The sequence below is a fragment of the Streptomyces pactum genome (assembly GCF_016031615.1).
GTDB classification, from domain to species: Bacteria; Actinomycetota; Actinomycetes; order Streptomycetales; family Streptomycetaceae; genus Streptomyces; species Streptomyces pactus.
In genome coordinates this window covers 2,143,510-2,160,340 of the sequence record NZ_JACYXC010000001.1, presented here as the reverse complement: position 1 = coordinate 2,160,340, position 16,831 = coordinate 2,143,510, and the positions used below count along the sequence as shown (strand labels likewise).

Here is a 16,831-nt window from a genome sequence, read left to right as displayed (position 1 = left end):
GCGGGCGATACGCTGCCCGGATGGACGGGTACACGACATCTTCCTCGCCGGCGCGGCGATCGCCGGAGGCACCGGAGGGATGCCTCACCAAGGCCATCCGGCTGCCGGTGCAACTGGTCGCGCTGATCGTGGTGGTGCCGCTGCGCCTGCTGTGGGAGGCGGTCGCCTTCTGTGGCCGGGCGCTGTACCGCTGGGTGCTGGCGCCGGTGGGCCGGGCCCTGCTGTGGCTCTTCCGGGTGCTCGTGGTGGTGCCGCTGCGGGCCCTCGGCCGGGCCCTCGCCTGGCTGTTCCACCACCTGGTGTGGGTGCCGCTGCGCTGGATCCACCGGGTACTGCTGACCCCGGTCGGGCACGGACTGCGGTGGCTGGCCCGGTACCTGATCGTGATTCCGGCCGTCGCCTTCTACCGCTATGTGCTCACCCCGGTCGGACACGCCGTGCTGTGGGTGGCGCGCGGCATCTGGGCCGTCGTCAGTTTCGTGGTGCGGTACACCGTCGTGGTGCCGCTGACCGCACTGTGGCGGTACGTGCTCGGTCCGGTGGTGCGGGGCGTCTGGGCGGCGCTGGTGTGGGCGTGGACGGTCGCCGGCCGGATCCTCGGCTTCCTGTGGATGTGCGTCAGCACCCTGTTCCGGTGGGTCTTCGTGGTCCCGGTGGTCTGGGTCTGGCGGTATGTGCTGCGCCCGCCGCTGGTCGCGTTCCGCGACCATGTGTGGCGTCCGGTCGCCCAGGCGGTGCGCGGCGCGCTGCGCGGCGTGCGCCGGGCCCTGTTCGGGGCACCCGCCGCACCGGGCGGCTCCGGCACCGCCGGTGGCACGGGCGCACAGCGGGGTCCGGGCGGTCCCGGCGCGGCGGCGGGCCACTCACCGTCGTACGCACCCCACCAGCAGCCGTACTCCTCGCAGCCGCAGCCGCAGGGTCACGGCCGTGCCCCGCAGCCCCAGGGGTACGGGCCGGCGCAGCAGACGTGGCAGCAGCCGGCGCAGCAGCCCGGCGCGTCTCAGGGGCACCCCCGGTCCCCGTATTCCGGCGGGTACCCGGGGAACCCGCAGGTCACGCACCCCGGCGGGTACCCGGGGGCCGCGCGTGATCCGCGTGATCCGGGGGCCAACCCCTACCAGCAGCCCGCCGGACCCTGATAAACCCCTGGTCACAGCGGTGGGGGGAACCTCGCCCCGCCGGGGCACGTACTCTAGGTAGCAGTACGACGGCACTCACGAAGGACTGAACGACACTGGGCAAGCGACAGCCCGAAGGCCCGCCGCCCGCACCTGCGGTGCAGCGCATCCGACTGCGCTACACCAAGCGGGGCCGCCTCCGGTTCACCAGCCACCGCGACTTCCAGCGCGCCTTCGAGCGGGCGCTGCGCCGCGCCGAGGTGCCCATGGCGTACTCGGCGGGGTTCACCCCGCACCCGAAGGTGTCGTACGCCAATGCCGCACCCACCGGCACCGGCAGCGAGGCCGAGTTCCTGGAGATCCAGCTCACCGAGGCGCGGGACCCGGAGGCCCTCCGGGTGCTGCTCGACGAGTCGCTGCCGGACGGACTGGACGTCGTGGAGGCCGTGGAGGCCCGTACGTCCGGTCTGGCCGACCGGCTCCAGGCGTCCGTCTGGGAGCTGCGGCTGGACGGCGTGGAGCCGGCCGAGGCCCGGAAGGCCGTTGCCGCCTTCCTGGCCGCCGGGACCGTCGAGGTCGAGCGGCGCACCAAGAACGGGATGCGGACCTTCGACGCCCGTGGCGCGGTGGTCCGGCTGGAGGCTCTCGAATCGGCGGACGATAGGCCGGGCGACCGTCCCTGTGCGATACTGCGGCTGGTGGTACGGCACGGGACGCCTGCCGTACGACCCGACGACGTCCTGTCCGGTCTCCGCGCTACGGCCGACCTGGCGCCGCCGGTCCCCGCTGCGGTGACCAGGCTGGCGCAGGGGCTGCTCGATGAGGAGTCCGGCACGGTGACCGACCCGCTCGCGCCCGACCGCGAGGCAGTCCCGGCCGCCCCACCCATGGCCGCCCGGGCTGACCTCCCCCTCGCTTCGCAGGGGGGACCGGCAGCGAAGGCGCCGGAAGGTTCCGCGTAGGACCGCCGTCGATGCGCCGCCGAAGCACCAGGGAGCCACCCGGGTCCGGCAGGCGCGATGACCAGGAGACTTTCGCCGGCACCACATGGATGGTGCCGACGAGCGAGACGACAGCTCCCGTGTGGCGCCCGCGCCCCGGGCCGTGGCACCGCGCAGTTCACGCGGTCCCCGGCCGGAACCGGACGCGGCGCCCGGGAGCGTGACGGGAGAACCGCCCGCATGCTCGAACCTATTGAGCCCACAGAATCGCAGGACCTGAAGGGAGCGGGGCAGCGGACCGCGCACGGCACCGCCGCCGACGCCGGGTCCGACAACAACAGCCCCAGCGACACCCTGCCGCCGCGCCGCCGGCGCCGGGTGGCCTCGCGCCCGGCCGGCCCGCCGACCGGCGCGACCGCCCCGGTCACCGAGGTGAGCCTGCCGGCCATACCGGCCGACGCCGAGGAGACCGAGGAGACCGAGGAGACCGAGGTCGCGGCCCAGGCGGAGGAGACCGCGGAACCCGCGCCCGCCGCGCAGACCGTGACCGAGCCGGCCGCGGAGCAGTCGGTGGAGGAGGCGAAGCCGGCGCGGACGCGTCGCCGGGCGACGCGTAAGGCGACCGCTCCGGCGGGTCCGCCGGCCGGGGCCGAGGTGGAGGCCGGGGCTGCCGTGGTGGCGGCGCCGGAGCCCGCCGTGGAGGAGCCCGCGCCTGCCGCGCAGACCGTGGCCGAGCCGGCCGCGGAGCAGTCGGTGGAGGAGGCGAAGCCGGCGCGGACGCGTCGCCGGGCGACGCGTAAGGCGACCGCTCCGGCGGGTCCGCCGGCCGGGGCCGAGGTGGAGGCCGGGGCTGCCGTGGTGGCGGCGCCGGAGCCCGCCGTGGAGGAGCCCGCGCCTGCCGCGCAGACCGTGGCCGAGCCGGCCGCGGAGCAGTCGGTGGAGGAGGCGAAGCCGGCGCGGACCCGTCGCCGGGCCTCCCGCCGGGCGACCGCGCCCGCCGGTGCCCCCGCGGCAGACGAGGCACCGGCCGCCGAGGCGGCCCCGGAGGCCGTACCGGCCGCCGAGGAGCCCGCTGCCCCCGCCGTGGCGGAGAGCCCCGGCGAGGAGGAGCAGCCGGAGACCCCGCGCCGCACCCGCCGCCGCGCCACCCGCAAGGCGACCGCCGAGCCGGCCGCGCAGCAGCCCGCCGAGGCCGCCGCGCCCGCCGAGGAGCCGGCCGCCGCCGAGCCCGCGCCGCGTGCCGCGCGCCGGTCGCGCGCCGCCGCGCCGGCCGCCGCCGAGCAGGCGCCCGCCGCCGGTGCCCGGGAGACCGAGCCGGAGCCGCCCGCGCGGCTGCGGCGGCGTGCGGTGCGTCCGCCGACCGCCGTGTTCCAGGCGCCGGTGTTCACCGAGCCGATGTTCCAGACCCCCGAGACCGCTGCCGCCGCTGCCGCCGCCGAGGCCCAGGCCGGGCGGGCCGTCGAGGAGGAAGCGGACGAGGAGTCGCTGCGCCCCGCGCGCCGCCGTCGCCGCCGCCGCGCCGAGCTGATCGAGGAGCGGCTGCGGGCCGAGGAGGCCCCGGAGGCGACCGAGGAGCCCGGGACCGACGAGGAAGACGAGGCCGAGGCCGAGGCCGGCGCGGAACACGAGCACGAGGACGAGTCGGGCGACCGCCCGTCGCGCCGCCGCCGCCGAGGTGGACGCCGCCGTCGCCGTGGCGAGGCCGCGGACGCCGGTGAGGAGTCCGCCGAGCAGGCGCCGTCCGGCCGTGCGGCCGAGGAGACCGGCGCCGAGGCTTCGGACGCCGAGGACGCCCACGACGGCGAGGAGACCGAGGACACCGGGGCCGGTGGTGAGGAGCCCGAGGGCGAGCCGTCGCTCGGCGGCGGGTCCACCAGCAGCCGTCGCCGGCGCCGTCGCCGTCGCCGCAGCGGGGACGGCGGTGACACCGAGGTGGCCGCCGACGACCCGGAGCGCACCGTCGTCAAGGTCCGCGAGCCGCGCAAGCGCGAGGAGGCGACCGACTTCCAGGACGCCGTGCAGTCCATCAAGGGCTCCACGCGCCTGGAGGCCAAGAAGCAGCGCCGCCGCGAGGGGCGTGAGCAGGGCCGCCGCCGGGTGCCGATCATCACCGAGGCCGAGTTCCTGGCGCGCCGTGAGGCCGTCGAGCGGGTCATGGTGGTCCGGCAGAGCGGTGAGCGCACCCAGATCGGGGTGCTGGAGGACGACGTCCTCGTCGAGCACTTCGTCAACAAGGAGCAGGCGACCAGCTACGTCGGCAACGTCTACCTGGGCAAGGTGCAGAACGTCCTGCCGTCGATGGAGGCCGCCTTCGTCGACATCGGCAAGGGCCGGAACGCCGTGCTGTACGCCGGTGAGGTCAACTTCGAGGCGCTGGGCCTGGCCAACGGGCCGCGGCGGATCGAGACCGCGCTGAAGTCCGGCCAGTCGGTGCTGGTCCAGGTGACGAAGGACCCGATCGGTCACAAGGGTGCCCGGCTGACCAGCCAGGTCTCCCTCCCCGGCCGCTACCTGGTCTACGTGCCCGAGGGCTCGATGACCGGGATCAGCCGGAAGCTGCCGGACACCGAGCGGGCGCGGCTGAAGCAGATCCTCAAGAAGATCGTCCCCGAGGACGCGGGCGTCATCGTGCGCACCGCCGCGGAGGGCGCCAGCGAGGAGGAGCTGGCCCGCGACGTCAGCCGTCTGCAGGCGCAGTGGGAGGAGATCCGGAAGAAGGCGAAGACCGGCAACGCCCCGGCGCTGCTCTACGGCGAGCCGGACATGACCGTCCGGGTCGTCCGCGACATCTTCAACGAGGACTTCTCCAAGGTCATCGTCAGCGGTGACGAGGCGTGGGAGACCATCCACGGCTACGTCTCGCACGTGGCGCCGGACCTGGCGGACCGGCTCCAGCGGTGGACCTCGGACGTGGATGTGTTCGCCACGTACCGGATCGACGAGCAGCTGATGAAGGCGCTGGACCGCAAGGTCTGGCTGCCCAGCGGCGGCTCGCTGGTGATCGACCGGACCGAGGCGATGGTCGTCGTCGACGTCAACACCGGCAAGTTCACCGGCCAGGGCGGCAACCTGGAGGAGACGGTCACCAGGAACAACCTGGAGGCGGCCGAGGAGATCGTGCGCCAGCTGCGGCTGCGCGACCTCGGTGGCATCATCGTGATCGACTTCATCGACATGGTGCTGGAGTCCAACCGGGACCTGGTGCTGCGGCGCCTGCTGGAGTGCCTGGGCCGGGACCGCACCAAGCATCAGGTCGCCGAGGTCACCTCGCTGGGTCTGGTCCAGATGACCCGCAAGCGGGTGGGCCAGGGGCTGCTGGAGTCCTTCTCGGAGCAGTGCGTGCACTGCAACGGCCGCGGCGTGATCGTCCACATGGACCAGCCGTCGGCGGTCGGCGGTGGCGGCAAGCGCAAGAAGAAGAAGGCCGCCGCGCAGCAGGCCGAGGTGGCCGAGCAGGCGGTGGAGGCCGTGGAGGCGGCGACCGAGGTGGCCGCGGAGACGGCAGCCGAGGTCGCGGCGGAGACGGCCGCCGAGGTGGCCGCCGAGGTCGTGGAGGAGCGGCCGGCGCCCGAGCCGGCGTTCGCGCCGGACGAGGAGCTGTACAGCAGCGCCGCCGAGGCGGAGGCCGCGGCCCTGCGGTCCCGTCCGCGCCGCCGGGCCACCCGGAAGGCCACCGCGCCGGCCGGTTCCCCGCGCAGCGCCGAGCCGCGGCCGGTCGTCGTCCCCGCCGAGGAGACGCGCCCGGAGCCGGAGCCGGAGGCGGCGCCCGTCGCCCCCGAGCCGGCCGAACCGGTGGCCGTCACCGCGGAGCCGGCGCCGGCCCCCGAGCCGGAGGCCGCGCCCGCACCCCGGCCGCGCCGCCGGGCGACCCGGAAGGTGTCCGCCCCGGCGGGTCCGCCGGCCGGTGCCGAGGAGGCCGCCGTGGTGGTCGTCAGCGCTCCCGCGGCGCCGTCGCGGCCGGCCGAGGAGGCCCCTGTGGCCGCCGAGGCACCTGAGGCCCCGGCTGCCGAGGCCCAGGTCGAGGCTGCGGCCCCGGTCGAGGCCGGTGCCGAGGAGGCCCCGGCCGAGGAGGCGGCCGGCGCCGAGCCGGACGCCGAGGACGCGGCACCGGCGAAGAAGACGGCCCGGAAGACCGCTGCCAAGAAGGCGCCGGCGAAGAAGGCCACCGCCAAGAAGACCGCGGCGAAGAAGACCACGGCGAAGAAGGCGGCGGCCAAGACCACGACGGCCAAGACCACGACGGCCAAGGCAACGGCGAAGAAGACCACCGCCAAGAAGACGACGGCGAAGAAGACCACGGCGAAGAAGACGGCGGCCAAGAAGACCGCCGCCGCCGCGGAGCCGTCGGCGGGGTCCGCCACGGCTGACGAGGGCTGAGCCCCGGCGGGCAACGGCCCGCCTCCGGATCGCCCCGGCCCCGTACGCACCGCGCGTACGGGGCCGGGGCGTTTCCCGGACGGGCCCGGGGCGGGGGAGGCATCGGGGTGGCGCCGGGGTGCTCAGGGTCATCCCAGGGGCGCCCCGGCCGGCCCCCGGCGGGTGCGGGACGCCCGGCCGGTCCGCGGGTGCGGGGGCCCGGCCGGTCCGCGGGCGCGCGGGGCCGCCCCGGCGTACGCCGCCTGGCAGCCGTACGCCGCCCACGGCCGGTGCGCCACGCCCGGACGCGACCGGTACGCCCGCCCGGGCGGGGGAGGGCCGCCCGGGCGGGCGGCGGGTACGGCCGCCCGGTGGGTACGGGTCCGCGCCCGGGGGCCGGTTTGACCCCCCGGCCGGGCGACCCGTAATCTTGACCGTCGGCGTCTGTACGCCGCGCCCCTGAGCAAACACCTCCCGGTCTCGGGAGAGGCCGCTCGTCCTCATGGATGTATCGGACCCCGGTCATGCACCGGGGCCCGTGTGAGCGGCTGGCATCAGAGGTTCCGTTCCGAGCGAGAGAGAGTTCCGCGTGTACGCGATCGTGCGCACCGGTGGCCGCCAGCAGAAGGTGTCCGTCGGCGACGTCATTGAGGTTGACCGCATTTCCACCAGCAAGGTCGGCGACAGCGTCGAGCTCTCGACCCTGCTCATCGTGGACGGCGACGCGGTCACCAGCGACCCGTGGGTCCTGGCCGGTGTGAAGGTGCACGCCGAGGTCGTGGACCACCACAAGGGTGCCAAGATCGACATCCTGAAGTACAAGAACAAGACCGGCTACCGCAAGCGGATCGGTCACCGCCAGCTGCACACCGCGCTGAAGATCACCAAGATCGACGCGGCTGCGAAGTAAGGGACTGAGGAGAGATGGCACACAAGAAGGGCGCATCGTCCACCCGGAACGGTCGCGACTCCAACGCTCAGCGGCTCGGCGTGAAGCGCTTCGGCGGTCAGGTCGTCAACGCCGGTGAGATCCTGGTCCGCCAGCGCGGCACGCACTTCCACCCGGGCGCGGGCGTCGGCCGTGGCGGCGACGACACGCTGTTCGCGCTGGCCGCCGGTGCGGTGCAGTTCGGCACCCGGCGTGGCCGCAAGGTCGTGAACATCGTCCCCGTCGCCGAGTAATCAGCCGACGGAACGACTCCGAGGGCGGACCTTCCTTCCCTGCGCGGGAAGCGGGTCCGCCCTCGCTGCGTTGACACTGTCAGGGGCGGCCGGCCGTTCCGGTGGCGCTGCCCCGGAGCCCGGCGCGCGGTGACTGCTCTCGTGAGCGGCGCGCCGCGGACCGTCCCACCACCCCGGCCGGTGTCCCCCAGGGAAACCCCGGCCGGTCCGACACCGAAGACCACCGCTTCCCCGCCGCCCCGGCGCGGCGGGAGAGCGAACCATCTGGAGGCACCAGCGATGACCACCTTCGTGGACCGCGTCGAGCTGCACGTCGCCGCGGGTAACGGGGGCCACGGCTGTGCCTCCGTGCACCGTGAGAAGTTCAAGCCGCTCGGCGGCCCCGACGGCGGCAACGGCGGACGGGGCGGTGACGTGATCCTCACCGTGGACCAGTCCGTCACCACCCTGCTCGACTACCACCACAGCCCGCACCGCAAGGCCACCAACGGCAAGCCCGGTGAGGGCGGCAACCGCTCCGGCAAGGACGGCACCGACCTGGTGCTGCCGGTCCCGGACGGCACCGTCGTCCTGGACAAGCAGGGCAACGTCCTGGCCGACCTGGTGGGCCAGGGCACCACCTACATCGCCGCCCAGGGCGGCCGTGGCGGCCTGGGCAACGCGGCGCTGGCCTCCGCCCGCCGCAAGGCCCCCGGCTTCGCGCTGCTGGGCGAGCCCGGCCAGAGCGGGGACGTGATCCTCGAACTGAAGACGGTCGCCGACGTGGCGCTGGTGGGCTACCCGAGCGCCGGCAAGTCCTCGCTGATCTCGGTGCTCTCGGCCGCCAAGCCGAAGATCGCCGACTACCCGTTCACCACGCTGGTGCCCAACCTGGGCGTGGTGACGGCCGGCTCCACGGTCTACACCATCGCCGACGTGCCCGGGCTGATCCCGGGCGCCAGCCGGGGCAAGGGCCTGGGGCTGGAGTTCCTGCGCCACGTCGAGCGCTGCTCGGTCCTGGTCCACGTGCTGGACACCGCGACCCTGGAGTCCGACCGTGACCCGGTCTCCGACCTCGATGTGATCGAGGCCGAGCTGGCGGCGTACGGCGGTCTGGAGGACCGGCCGCGGCTGGTCGTCCTGAACAAGATCGACATCCCGGACGGCAAGGACCTCGCCGACCTCATCCGGCCGGAGCTGGAGGAGCGGGGCTACCAGATCTTCGAGGTCTCCGCGGTCGCCCGCACCGGCCTGAAGGAGCTGTCGTACGCGCTCGCCGGCATCGTCGCCGAGGCGCGGGCCGCCAAGCCCAAGGAGGAGGCCACCCGGATCGTCATCCGGCCCAAGGCGGTGGACGACGCCGGCTTCACGGTCACCCCCGAGGCGGACGGCCTGTTCCGGGTGCGCGGCGAGAAGCCGGAGCGCTGGGTGCGGCAGACCGACTTCAACAACGACGAGGCGGTGGGCTACCTCGCCGACCGGCTCAACCGCCTCGGTGTCGAGGAGGCGCTGGTGAAGGCCGGGGCCCGGGCCGGCGACGGCGTGGCCATCGGCCCGGAGGACGACGCGGTCGTCTTCGACTGGGAGCCGAGCGTCACCGCCGGCGCCGAGATGCTGGGCAGGCGCGGTGAGGACCACCGGTTCGAGGCCCCCCGGCCGGCCGCCCAGCGCCGCCGGGACCGCCAGGCGGAGCACGACGACGCGGACCAGGAGTACGACGAGTTCCGGCCGTTCTGAGGCCGGGGACCGGGACCCGGGCGGCCCCTCGGCGGCACGGCGGCCTGGGGGCGTATCGCCCCCTCGCACCGCCGGCCCCGCCCGGCCCTGGCTTCCCGGCCCCACCGCCCCCGGCCCGCGCGCCGGGGGCGGTGGGGCCGGCCCGCGTCCGGGGCGGCGGCGCGCGGACGACCCCGCTCACCGTACGTCCCGCACCGTCGGCCGTACGACCCCTGCCGCACGACCCCCGCCGTCGCCACGGCGGCCCGGGGTGGTACGTACGGCCCCCGCACCGCCGCACCGCGCGCTCCCAGGTCGTACGGCCCCGGCCCTGTGCCCTCCCGCAGTACGCGGCCGGGGGCGTTAGGACCGCACCGCCCGGCCGCCGCAGGCTCCCGCCGCGGGCCGCCGCAGGCCCCCGCCGCCGGCCCCCCTGCCCCGCCCTGGGACCGGTGGCCGGTCGAGTGCCGGGCGGCCCCGCCCCGGACATGGCGAAGGCCCGGAAGGAATCGCTTCCTTCCGGGCCTCCGCCGTCCGTGCTGCCGGTACGCGCCGGGGTCAGACCCCCGCGGTCTCCTCCGGGCCCGGGTTGCCGGGCTCCATCTCCATCTCCTCCGCCGCGTCGATCGCCTCCCGCTGCGAGGGCAGCTCGGAGGCGGCGCGCGCCGCTACCCGGGCGGCCCGGGCGTCGGCCTCGGCGGCCAGCGCCAGCGCGGCACGGTTGAAGCGGACCATGGACGGCGGGTCGGACGGCCCCAGCAGGTGCTCCTTGAGGACCGCCCGGGCCCCGGTCAGGGTGTCCTTCTCCGGCTGCCGCACGGTCTCCAGCAGGGCCGGTACACCGGCCGCGTCGGGGGTGAGGATGGTGGCCGCGCGCACCGTCGGGAAGCCGGCCTTGAACTCCTCCTCCGACAGCCCGCTGGTGTTCGCCACCGCGTACGGCTTCTCACTGCTCAGGTAGTCCGACACCACGCTGGACACGTCGCTGATCAGCAGGTCGGCCTGGTTGAAGCAGTTGAAGATGCCCGGCCGCGGACCGGTGATGATCTGGTGCTCCCACTCCGGCAGCGACGCCCAGAAGGCGTTCTCCCAGGCGGCCAGCGCCTGGTCGACGCGGGCGGCGTGCCCGTCCGCCGGGCGGCCCTGGAGCTTCATCCGCTCGATCTCGTCGGCGCTGGCGCGGAACTCGGTGGTGGTGAGCCGGTTCAGCTCCTCGGTGCGGCGGGCCAGCTCGGCGGCGGCCTCCGGGCCGGGCCGCGGACCGCCGCGCTTGGCGTTCGCCTCGGCGATCATCGCCTGGATGCGCTCGTTGGCGGCGCCGGCCTGCGGGATCACCGACCCGGTCATCGGGTGCGGCTTGTAGACGAGCCGGACCGCGGGGTCGGCGAGCAGCTGCCGCACGATGTTCTCGCCGGCCAGCATGATCGAGGTGTTGCCCGGGTTGCCGTCCCAGCCCTCCCAGGTCGGGGCGTACAGCACCGTGGTGTACGCGCCGGTCGGCGGGCCCGCGTAGGGGCGGATCGGGGCCAGCTGCGGGCGGCCCACCTCCACCACGTCCCGGTCGTCCACCCCGATGTCGGCGAGCTGGTACCGGTCGCGGGCGGCCGGGCCGGCCACCCACACCTCGTCGTACGCCTTGGCGTACGGGTTGCAGCTGGAGAGCTTGTCGCTCTCGCCGTGGTTGATGAACGCGTGCTTGATCGTCGGGATGCGCAGCACCTGGGAGGTCTTGCCGGAGTTCGCCGGGTGCACCAGGACCTTGAGCGTGCTGTGCTCCAGACGCATCAGGTGGGCGACCTTGGGCAGGCAGACGATCGGCACGTCCGTCGCCTCGATCTTCTGCACCATGAAGCGCTCACGGAGCACGATGATCGGGTTGCCGTCGAGCGCGGCGAGCGTGGAGAGCCACATGTTCGCCTGGTAGGCGGAGGTGGTGCCGCCGGAGAAGTACATGCCCACGGTCGGCCGGTACTCGGCCAGCCACTCGTCCAGCCAGGCCAGCGCCTGCTGCTCGTTGACGGCGCGCTTGCGGGGCAGCAGCCAGGTGGCGAGGTGGACGGTACCGGCGATGCCGGTCAGGACCGCCACGCCCAGCCCGGCGATCCCCCACCAGCCGTCCCCGGTGACCGCGGTGCCCAGCAGGCCGGCGGTGGCCGGGACGGCCAGCCGCACCAGCCGCCGCCCGTGCTGGCGGGCGAAGAGCCGCGGCGGGGCGCTGCTCAGCCGCAGCCCCGAGGTGTCGATGTTGCGGGTCACGAACGGCAGCTGGCGGCTGCGGCGCACCAGCACCGACGCCGCCTGGCACACGAAGTGCACCACGTAGAAGAGGAGCAGGCCGGTGATGATCGGCGCGTGCTCGTGCACCGCGTCGATGTCGTCCAGGCGGAGCAGTCCGACCAGGAGGAACATGTCGCGGAACAGTTGCCGCACCACGACATCGAAGCGGATCTTGCCCAGCAGCGACAGCAGGCCGGGCTGCTGGTGCTGGAGGTAGAGGTCGAGCGCGAGGCCACCCGCCGACGCGGCGACGAGCAGCGGCACATTCGGCAGCACGGCACCGATCAGCTGAGTGGTGAAGAACACCACCATCGCGATCAACGCCGCCAGCTGCACGGCTCGGCGGGAGGAGGTTCCGGCAGAGGGCACGGGGTGGGCTCCTGGCAGGAGTGCGATGAACGGGGAACGAGCAACGAGGGTCGGGCGGTGAGTTGGTCACCTGTTCCACTCATAGACGTCCGAGTGACGCCTGTGGTTGTGGGACGAGCCGACCACTGACCGTATGACGCGGCCGGGCCCGGTGACAATCTCCGGTGATACCAATCACCGTGAACCAGGGCAAACAGGTGAGGGGTCCAGAGGGCGGAACGGAGCGGCGCCCACCACCCGTCTGGCGTAGATTGCGACCGACGGACCAGGACGTACGCGCCCGGAGCGGTGGCGCGTACCGGCGGTGAGGACAGGGAGCGGCAGCGTGGCAGCGCAGGACGGTACCGGGACCGGAACCGACGGGGACCGCGGACGCGGTCCGCGGCCGACGCGGAGCGAGGTGCTGGCGGCCCGCAGGATCGTGGTCAAGGTGGGCTCCTCCTCCCTCACCACGGCGGCCGGGGGGCTGGACGCCGACCGGGTGGACGCCCTGGTGGACGTGCTCGCCAAGGTCCTGGACGGCCGGGCCGGCGCCCCGGACGGCGGCGCGCCGGCCGAGAAGGAGATCGTGCTGGTCTCCTCCGGCGCCATCGCGGCCGGGCTCGCCCCGCTCGGCCTGGACCGCCGTCCCCGCGACCTGGCCCGCCAGCAGGCCGCCGCCAGCGTCGGCCAGGGCCTGCTGGTGGCCCGCTACACCGCCTCCTTCGCCCGCTACGGGCGCCGGGTCGGCCAGGTGCTGCTCACCGGCGACGACACCAGCCGCCGGGCGCACTACCGCAACGCGTACCGCACCCTGGACCAGCTGCTGGCGATGGGCGCGGTGCCGGTGGTCAACGAGAACGACACGGTCGCCACCGACGAGATCCGGTTCGGCGACAACGACCGGCTGGCGGCGCTCGTCGCCCACCTGGTCCGCGCCGACCTGCTGGTGCTCCTCTCCGACGTGGACGGCCTCTACGACGGCGACCCGAGCACCCCCGGCACCACCCGGATCGCCGAGGTCACCGGCCCCCGTGACCTGGCCGGGATCTCCGTCGGCAGCGCCGGCCGGGCCGGGGTCGGCACCGGGGGCATGGTGACCAAGGTGGAGGCGGCCCGGATCGCCGCCGGAGCGGGCATCCCGGTCGTCCTCACCGCCGCCAGCCACGCCGCCGACGCCCTGCTGGGCCGCCCCACCGGCACCTACTTCCACCCCACCGGCCGGCGCTCCCGGGGCCGGCTGCTGTGGCTGGCGCACGCCTCCACCCCGCGCGGCGCGCTCACCCTGGACGACGGCGCGGTACGGGCCGTGGTGGAGCGGGGCGGCTCGCTGCTGCCCGCGGGGATCGCCGCCGTGGAGGGCGAGTTCACCGCGGGCGACCCGGTGGAGCTGCGGGACGGCACCGGCCGGGCCGTGGCGCGCGGCCTGGTGAACTTCGACGCCAAGGAGATCCCGCGGCTGATCGGCCGCTCCACCCGCGACCTCGCCCGCGAGCTGGGCCCCGCCTACGAGCGCGAGGTGGTCCACCGCGACGACCTGGTCCTGCTGCGCCACTGACGCCCGCGATCCGTGACGTCCTGGGTGTGCCGCGCCGGTGACGCCTGCGGTCCGCGGCGAACTGGTCCGGGCGCGTCGCGCGGGGGCGGGTTGCGTCGTGCAGGGGGGGCGGTCGCGGTCCGCGACGAGCCCGGCGGTGACCGGCGTGCCGGCCGGTTCCCGGCGGTGCGGTGGCCGGTGTGGTGGCGTGCCGGCGGGGTGCGCCGGGCGCGGATACCGGTGCGCCGGAACGCGTCCTTCCCACCGGCGCGCCGGGGGAGCGCCCGGGCGCGCGGAGGACCCGGCAGAGAAAGCGTGACAAGTCCAGACTTCCAGCGGGGAGCTTCCGTAAAACCGCCCCACGGCCGCCCGCGGACTGGTCAACTTTGATGCGGCGGCGCCGCCGGGCGGCGGCTCCGCGGTGCCAGACGCACACGGCTCCGCGTGGGCGGAGCGCTGAATTCAACGGGAGGCCGCCGGTGAGACGAGGGCGTCCGGGGGCGCGTCCCCGAGGCGGGGGCGCCGCCATCCGCAGGGCCGCGGGGGAGGAACGCAGCCTGGCCAGCGTCGGGGACGGCGCAGCCGGGACGGACGGCGGCCCCGACCACGCCGGCCGGCCGGTCCAGGGCCCCGCGGGCCAGGCCGCGGAAGCCTCCCGGCTGTGGCACGTCACACTCAGCGTCTCGGGCCCCGAGGCGCCGCTCGCCGAGGTCGGACAGGCGCTGGAGAAGCTCGCCCATGACCACCCCTTCCTGCTGACCAGCCGCTACGCCCGGGACCACGCCGAGATCCGCTACTGGGAGGAGGCCCGGGACCTCCGCGACGCGGCGGCGGTCGCGCTGCGCCTGTGGGGCGAGCACCGGTCCACCGCGAAGCTCCCGCCGTGGGAGATCGTCGGGCTGGAGGTCATCGACCGGGCGACGTACCACCAGCGGATAGCCGAGGGGTACGGCCCGCCGCCCGCGTCCCGGATCGGCGTGCACCCCTACTGAGGACCGCCCGGGGCCCGGCAGCGGGCAGGTGAGGCGGGGCGGTGCCGGTCCTGGTCGGCCGGGTCGGTCCGGGGGCCCGGAGGCCGCCGGGCCTGGCGTTGCCCGGCCACCGCGAGGCGCGGGCGCGTGCCGCTTCATGTCCGGCCGTCCCGTGTCCGCCCGTGCCCGTGTCTCCCCGTGCGAACGGGCCCCGGCGGCGCCTGGGTCCGGCCGTGTCCGCCCGTGCCCGATGGCGCCCGTATACGGCCGGGGTCGGCCCCGGGGCTCGCGTGCGTGTCGGGCCGTGTACCGCCCCGGTCGGTGGGTCCGGCCGTGCCCGTGTACGGGGTGCCCGGGCGTCCGGAGCGGGCTCGGCCGCCCGCCCCCACCGCAGCCCGCACACGGTGCTCAGGGCCGGCGACCCGGCCCGCTGCGCTCGACCCGCGGTCCCGTACACCGGTGGTCCGCGCCGGACGGTGGCCGTATCCGGGCCCCTGGCGCTGCCGGGGGCGGCTTCCGGCGGGGCGGGCACGTGCCGGAAGCCGGGGTACGGCCCGTGGTGGCCCGCGGTACGCCCCTACGCGGCTCCGGCACGTGTTCCCGCGCCCGTATGCGCCCTGAGCACACTGCCCGAGCGCCCGCCCCGCCCGTATGAGCCCCTGAAGTGCCCCCCACCCCTGCGCGGCGCACTACGGGCTCCCTGAGGCGCCTGTACAGGGCCCGCACGCCTCGGCCGCCCCGCCCTTGCCCGTACGGGACCCCTGAGCAGCCCCCTGCCCCGATGGCGCCCCAGGCACCCTGAGGCACTCGCACGGGCCCCGTACGGGCGCCGACCGCCCACGGTCCCTTACGTCGCCGGGTGGCCCGGTGGCCCGGTGGCCCGGTGGCCCCGCGCCCCGGGGGCGTGGGATTCCGCGCCGGGTGGTACGCCGGTGCGCCGGTGTCTCGAAACGCGGAACACCCGTCGGCGGCCGCCGTCCCGCTCAGTACCCTTCGGAGCATGAGCAGCGACTCGACGTCCCCCCTGACCGCTCCGTCGCCGGATTCCCCGGTGTACCAGGCCGCCCGGCGGGCCCGGGCCGCCGCCGCGGAGCTGGCGCCACTGCCGCGGGCGGCCAAGGACGCCGCGCTGCTGGCCATCGCCGACGCGCTCCAGGCGCGCACGGACGAGATCGTCAAGGCCAACGCCGAGGACGTGGCCCGGGCGCGCGCCGCCGGCACCGCGGAGTCGATCGTGGACCGGCTGACCCTCACCCCCGAGCGGGTGCTCGCCATCGCCTCCGACGTACGGGACGTCGTGGCGCTGCCCGACCCGGTCGGCGAGGTGGTGCGCGGCTCGACCCTGCCCAACGGCATCGACCTGCGGCAGGTGCGGGTCCCGCTCGGGGTGGTCGGCATCATCTACGAGGCCCGGCCCAATGTGACGGTGGACGCCGCCGCGCTCTGCCTGAAGTCGGGGAACGCCGTGCTGCTGCGCGGTTCCTCCTCCGCGTACCGGTCCAACACGGCGCTGGTCGAGGTGGTCCGGGACGCCGTGGCCGGCGCCGGTCTGCCGGCCGACGCGGTGCAGCTGGTGCCTGGCGAGAGCCGTGACTCGGTGCGCGAGCTGATGCGCGCCCGGGGCTTGGTGGACGTGCTGATCCCGCGCGGCGGCGCCTCGCTGATCCGTACCGTGGTGGAGGAGTCCACCGTGCCGGTCATCGAGACCGGTACCGGCAACTGCCACGTGTACGTGGACGCCGACGCCGATCTCGGCACGGCGGTGGAGATCCTGGTCAACTCCAAGGCCCAGCGGCCCAGCGTCTGCAACGCAGCGGAGACCCTGCTGGTCCACCGGGACGTGGCCGGCAGCTTCCTGCCCGAGGCGCTGGCGGCGCTGGCCCGGGCCGGGGTGACGGTCCACGCGGACGAGCGGGTGCTGGCGCTGGCGGAGGGCTCGCCGGCCACCGTGGTCCCGGCGACCGAGGAGGACTGGGAGACCGAGTACCTCTCCTACGACATCGCGGCCGCCGTGGTGGACTCGCTGGACGAGGCGGTGGCGCACATCCGACGGTGGTCCTCCGGGCACACCGAGGCGATCGTCACCGGTTCCCAGGCGGCGGCCCGCCGGTTCACCCAGTTGGTGGATTCGACCACGGTCGCCGTCAACGCCTCCACCCGGTTCACCGACGGCGGCCAGTTCGGCTTCGGCGCCGAGATCGGCATCTCCACCCAGAAGCTGCACGCCCGCGGCCCGATGGGGCTCCCCGAGCTGACCTCCACCAAGTACATCGTCACCGGCGACGGCCACACCCGCTGACCCTCCGCCGGCCCACTTCTGACCCCCCGCCCGGCCCCCCTGTTCGCGGGGTCCGGGACCCCCGGAACGCCGGGTCCGGGCTTCCGCCGACTTCCCCTTCCCGCCCT

General features: G+C 75.3%; 10 protein-coding genes. 9 read left to right on the top strand and 1 reads right to left on the bottom strand.

Going from position 1 to position 16,831, the window contains the following annotated elements; all coding sequences use genetic code 11:
• The first annotated feature begins 20 nt into the window (after window positions 1–20).
• From IHE55_RS08490 to obgE, 6 genes are all read left to right on the top strand, one after another.
• The gene (locus IHE55_RS08490; RefSeq protein ID WP_197988468.1) at window positions 21–1,139 is read left to right on the top strand and encodes a hypothetical protein; all 1,119 of its coding nucleotides are present in this window, start codon (window positions 21–23) and stop codon (window positions 1,137–1,139) included.
• Between the two features lie 137 nt (window positions 1,140–1,276).
• Window positions 1,277–2,080: a TIGR03936 family radical SAM-associated protein gene (locus IHE55_RS08485; RefSeq protein ID WP_197988467.1), complete on the top strand. Its 804-nt coding sequence runs from the start codon at window positions 1,277–1,279 to the stop codon at window positions 2,078–2,080.
• Window positions 2,081–2,299: 219 nt separating this feature from the next.
• Entirely contained in the window at window positions 2,300–6,436 is a 4,137-nt protein-coding gene (locus tag IHE55_RS08480) for an Rne/Rng family ribonuclease (protein WP_197988466.1), read from the top strand.
• Between the two features lie 568 nt (window positions 6,437–7,004).
• On the top strand, window positions 7,005–7,325 hold the full coding sequence (rplU, locus tag IHE55_RS08475) for a 50S ribosomal protein L21 (RefSeq protein WP_197988465.1): 321 nt from the start codon (window positions 7,005–7,007) through the stop codon (window positions 7,323–7,325).
• Window positions 7,326–7,339: 14 nt separating this feature from the next.
• Entirely contained in the window at window positions 7,340–7,597 is a 258-nt protein-coding gene (gene rpmA / locus IHE55_RS08470) for a 50S ribosomal protein L27 (protein WP_197988464.1), read from the top strand.
• A 279-nt stretch (window positions 7,598–7,876) separates the two neighbouring features.
• Entirely contained in the window at window positions 7,877–9,313 is a 1,437-nt protein-coding gene (obgE, locus tag IHE55_RS08465; protein WP_197988463.1) for a GTPase ObgE, read from the top strand.
• 537 nt (window positions 9,314–9,850) lie between these two features.
• Here the strand turns inward: obgE and IHE55_RS08460 are convergent.
• Entirely contained in the window at window positions 9,851–11,938 is a 2,088-nt protein-coding gene (locus IHE55_RS08460) for a CDP-glycerol glycerophosphotransferase family protein (protein ID WP_197988462.1), read from the bottom strand.
• A 421-nt stretch (window positions 11,939–12,359) separates the two neighbouring features.
• Here IHE55_RS08460 and proB point away from each other — a divergent pair, with 421 nt between their 5' ends.
• From proB to IHE55_RS08445, 3 genes are all read left to right on the top strand, one after another.
• A complete protein-coding gene (proB, locus tag IHE55_RS08455) occupies window positions 12,360–13,475 on the top strand; it encodes a glutamate 5-kinase (protein ID WP_443742619.1) in 1,116 nt (371 codons plus the stop codon).
• 458 nt (window positions 13,476–13,933) lie between these two features.
• On the top strand, window positions 13,934–14,446 hold the full coding sequence (locus tag IHE55_RS08450; RefSeq protein WP_197988461.1) for a DUF8830 family protein: 513 nt from the start codon (window positions 13,934–13,936) through the stop codon (window positions 14,444–14,446).
• A 979-nt stretch (window positions 14,447–15,425) separates the two neighbouring features.
• Window positions 15,426–16,724, top strand: a complete 1,299-nt coding sequence (locus IHE55_RS08445) for a glutamate-5-semialdehyde dehydrogenase (protein WP_197988460.1) — start codon at window positions 15,426–15,428, stop codon at window positions 16,722–16,724.
• Window positions 16,725–16,831 lie beyond the last annotated feature (107 nt).

Bases quoted from the DNA above. Each gene is read 5' to 3' on its own strand.
- IHE55_RS08490 (WP_197988468.1), top strand. From the start codon at position 21: ATGGACGGGTACACGACATCTTCCTCGCCGGCGCGGCGATCGCCGGAG.
- IHE55_RS08480 (WP_197988466.1), top strand. From the start codon at position 2,300: ATGCTCGAACCTATTGAGCCCACAGAATCGCAGGACCTGAAGGGAGCG.
- rpmA (WP_197988464.1), top strand. From the start codon at position 7,340: ATGGCACACAAGAAGGGCGCATCGTCCACCCGGAACGGTCGCGACTCC.
- obgE (WP_197988463.1), top strand. From the start codon at position 7,877: ATGACCACCTTCGTGGACCGCGTCGAGCTGCACGTCGCCGCGGGTAAC.
- IHE55_RS08445 (WP_197988460.1), top strand. From the start codon at position 15,426: ATGAGCAGCGACTCGACGTCCCCCCTGACCGCTCCGTCGCCGGATTCC.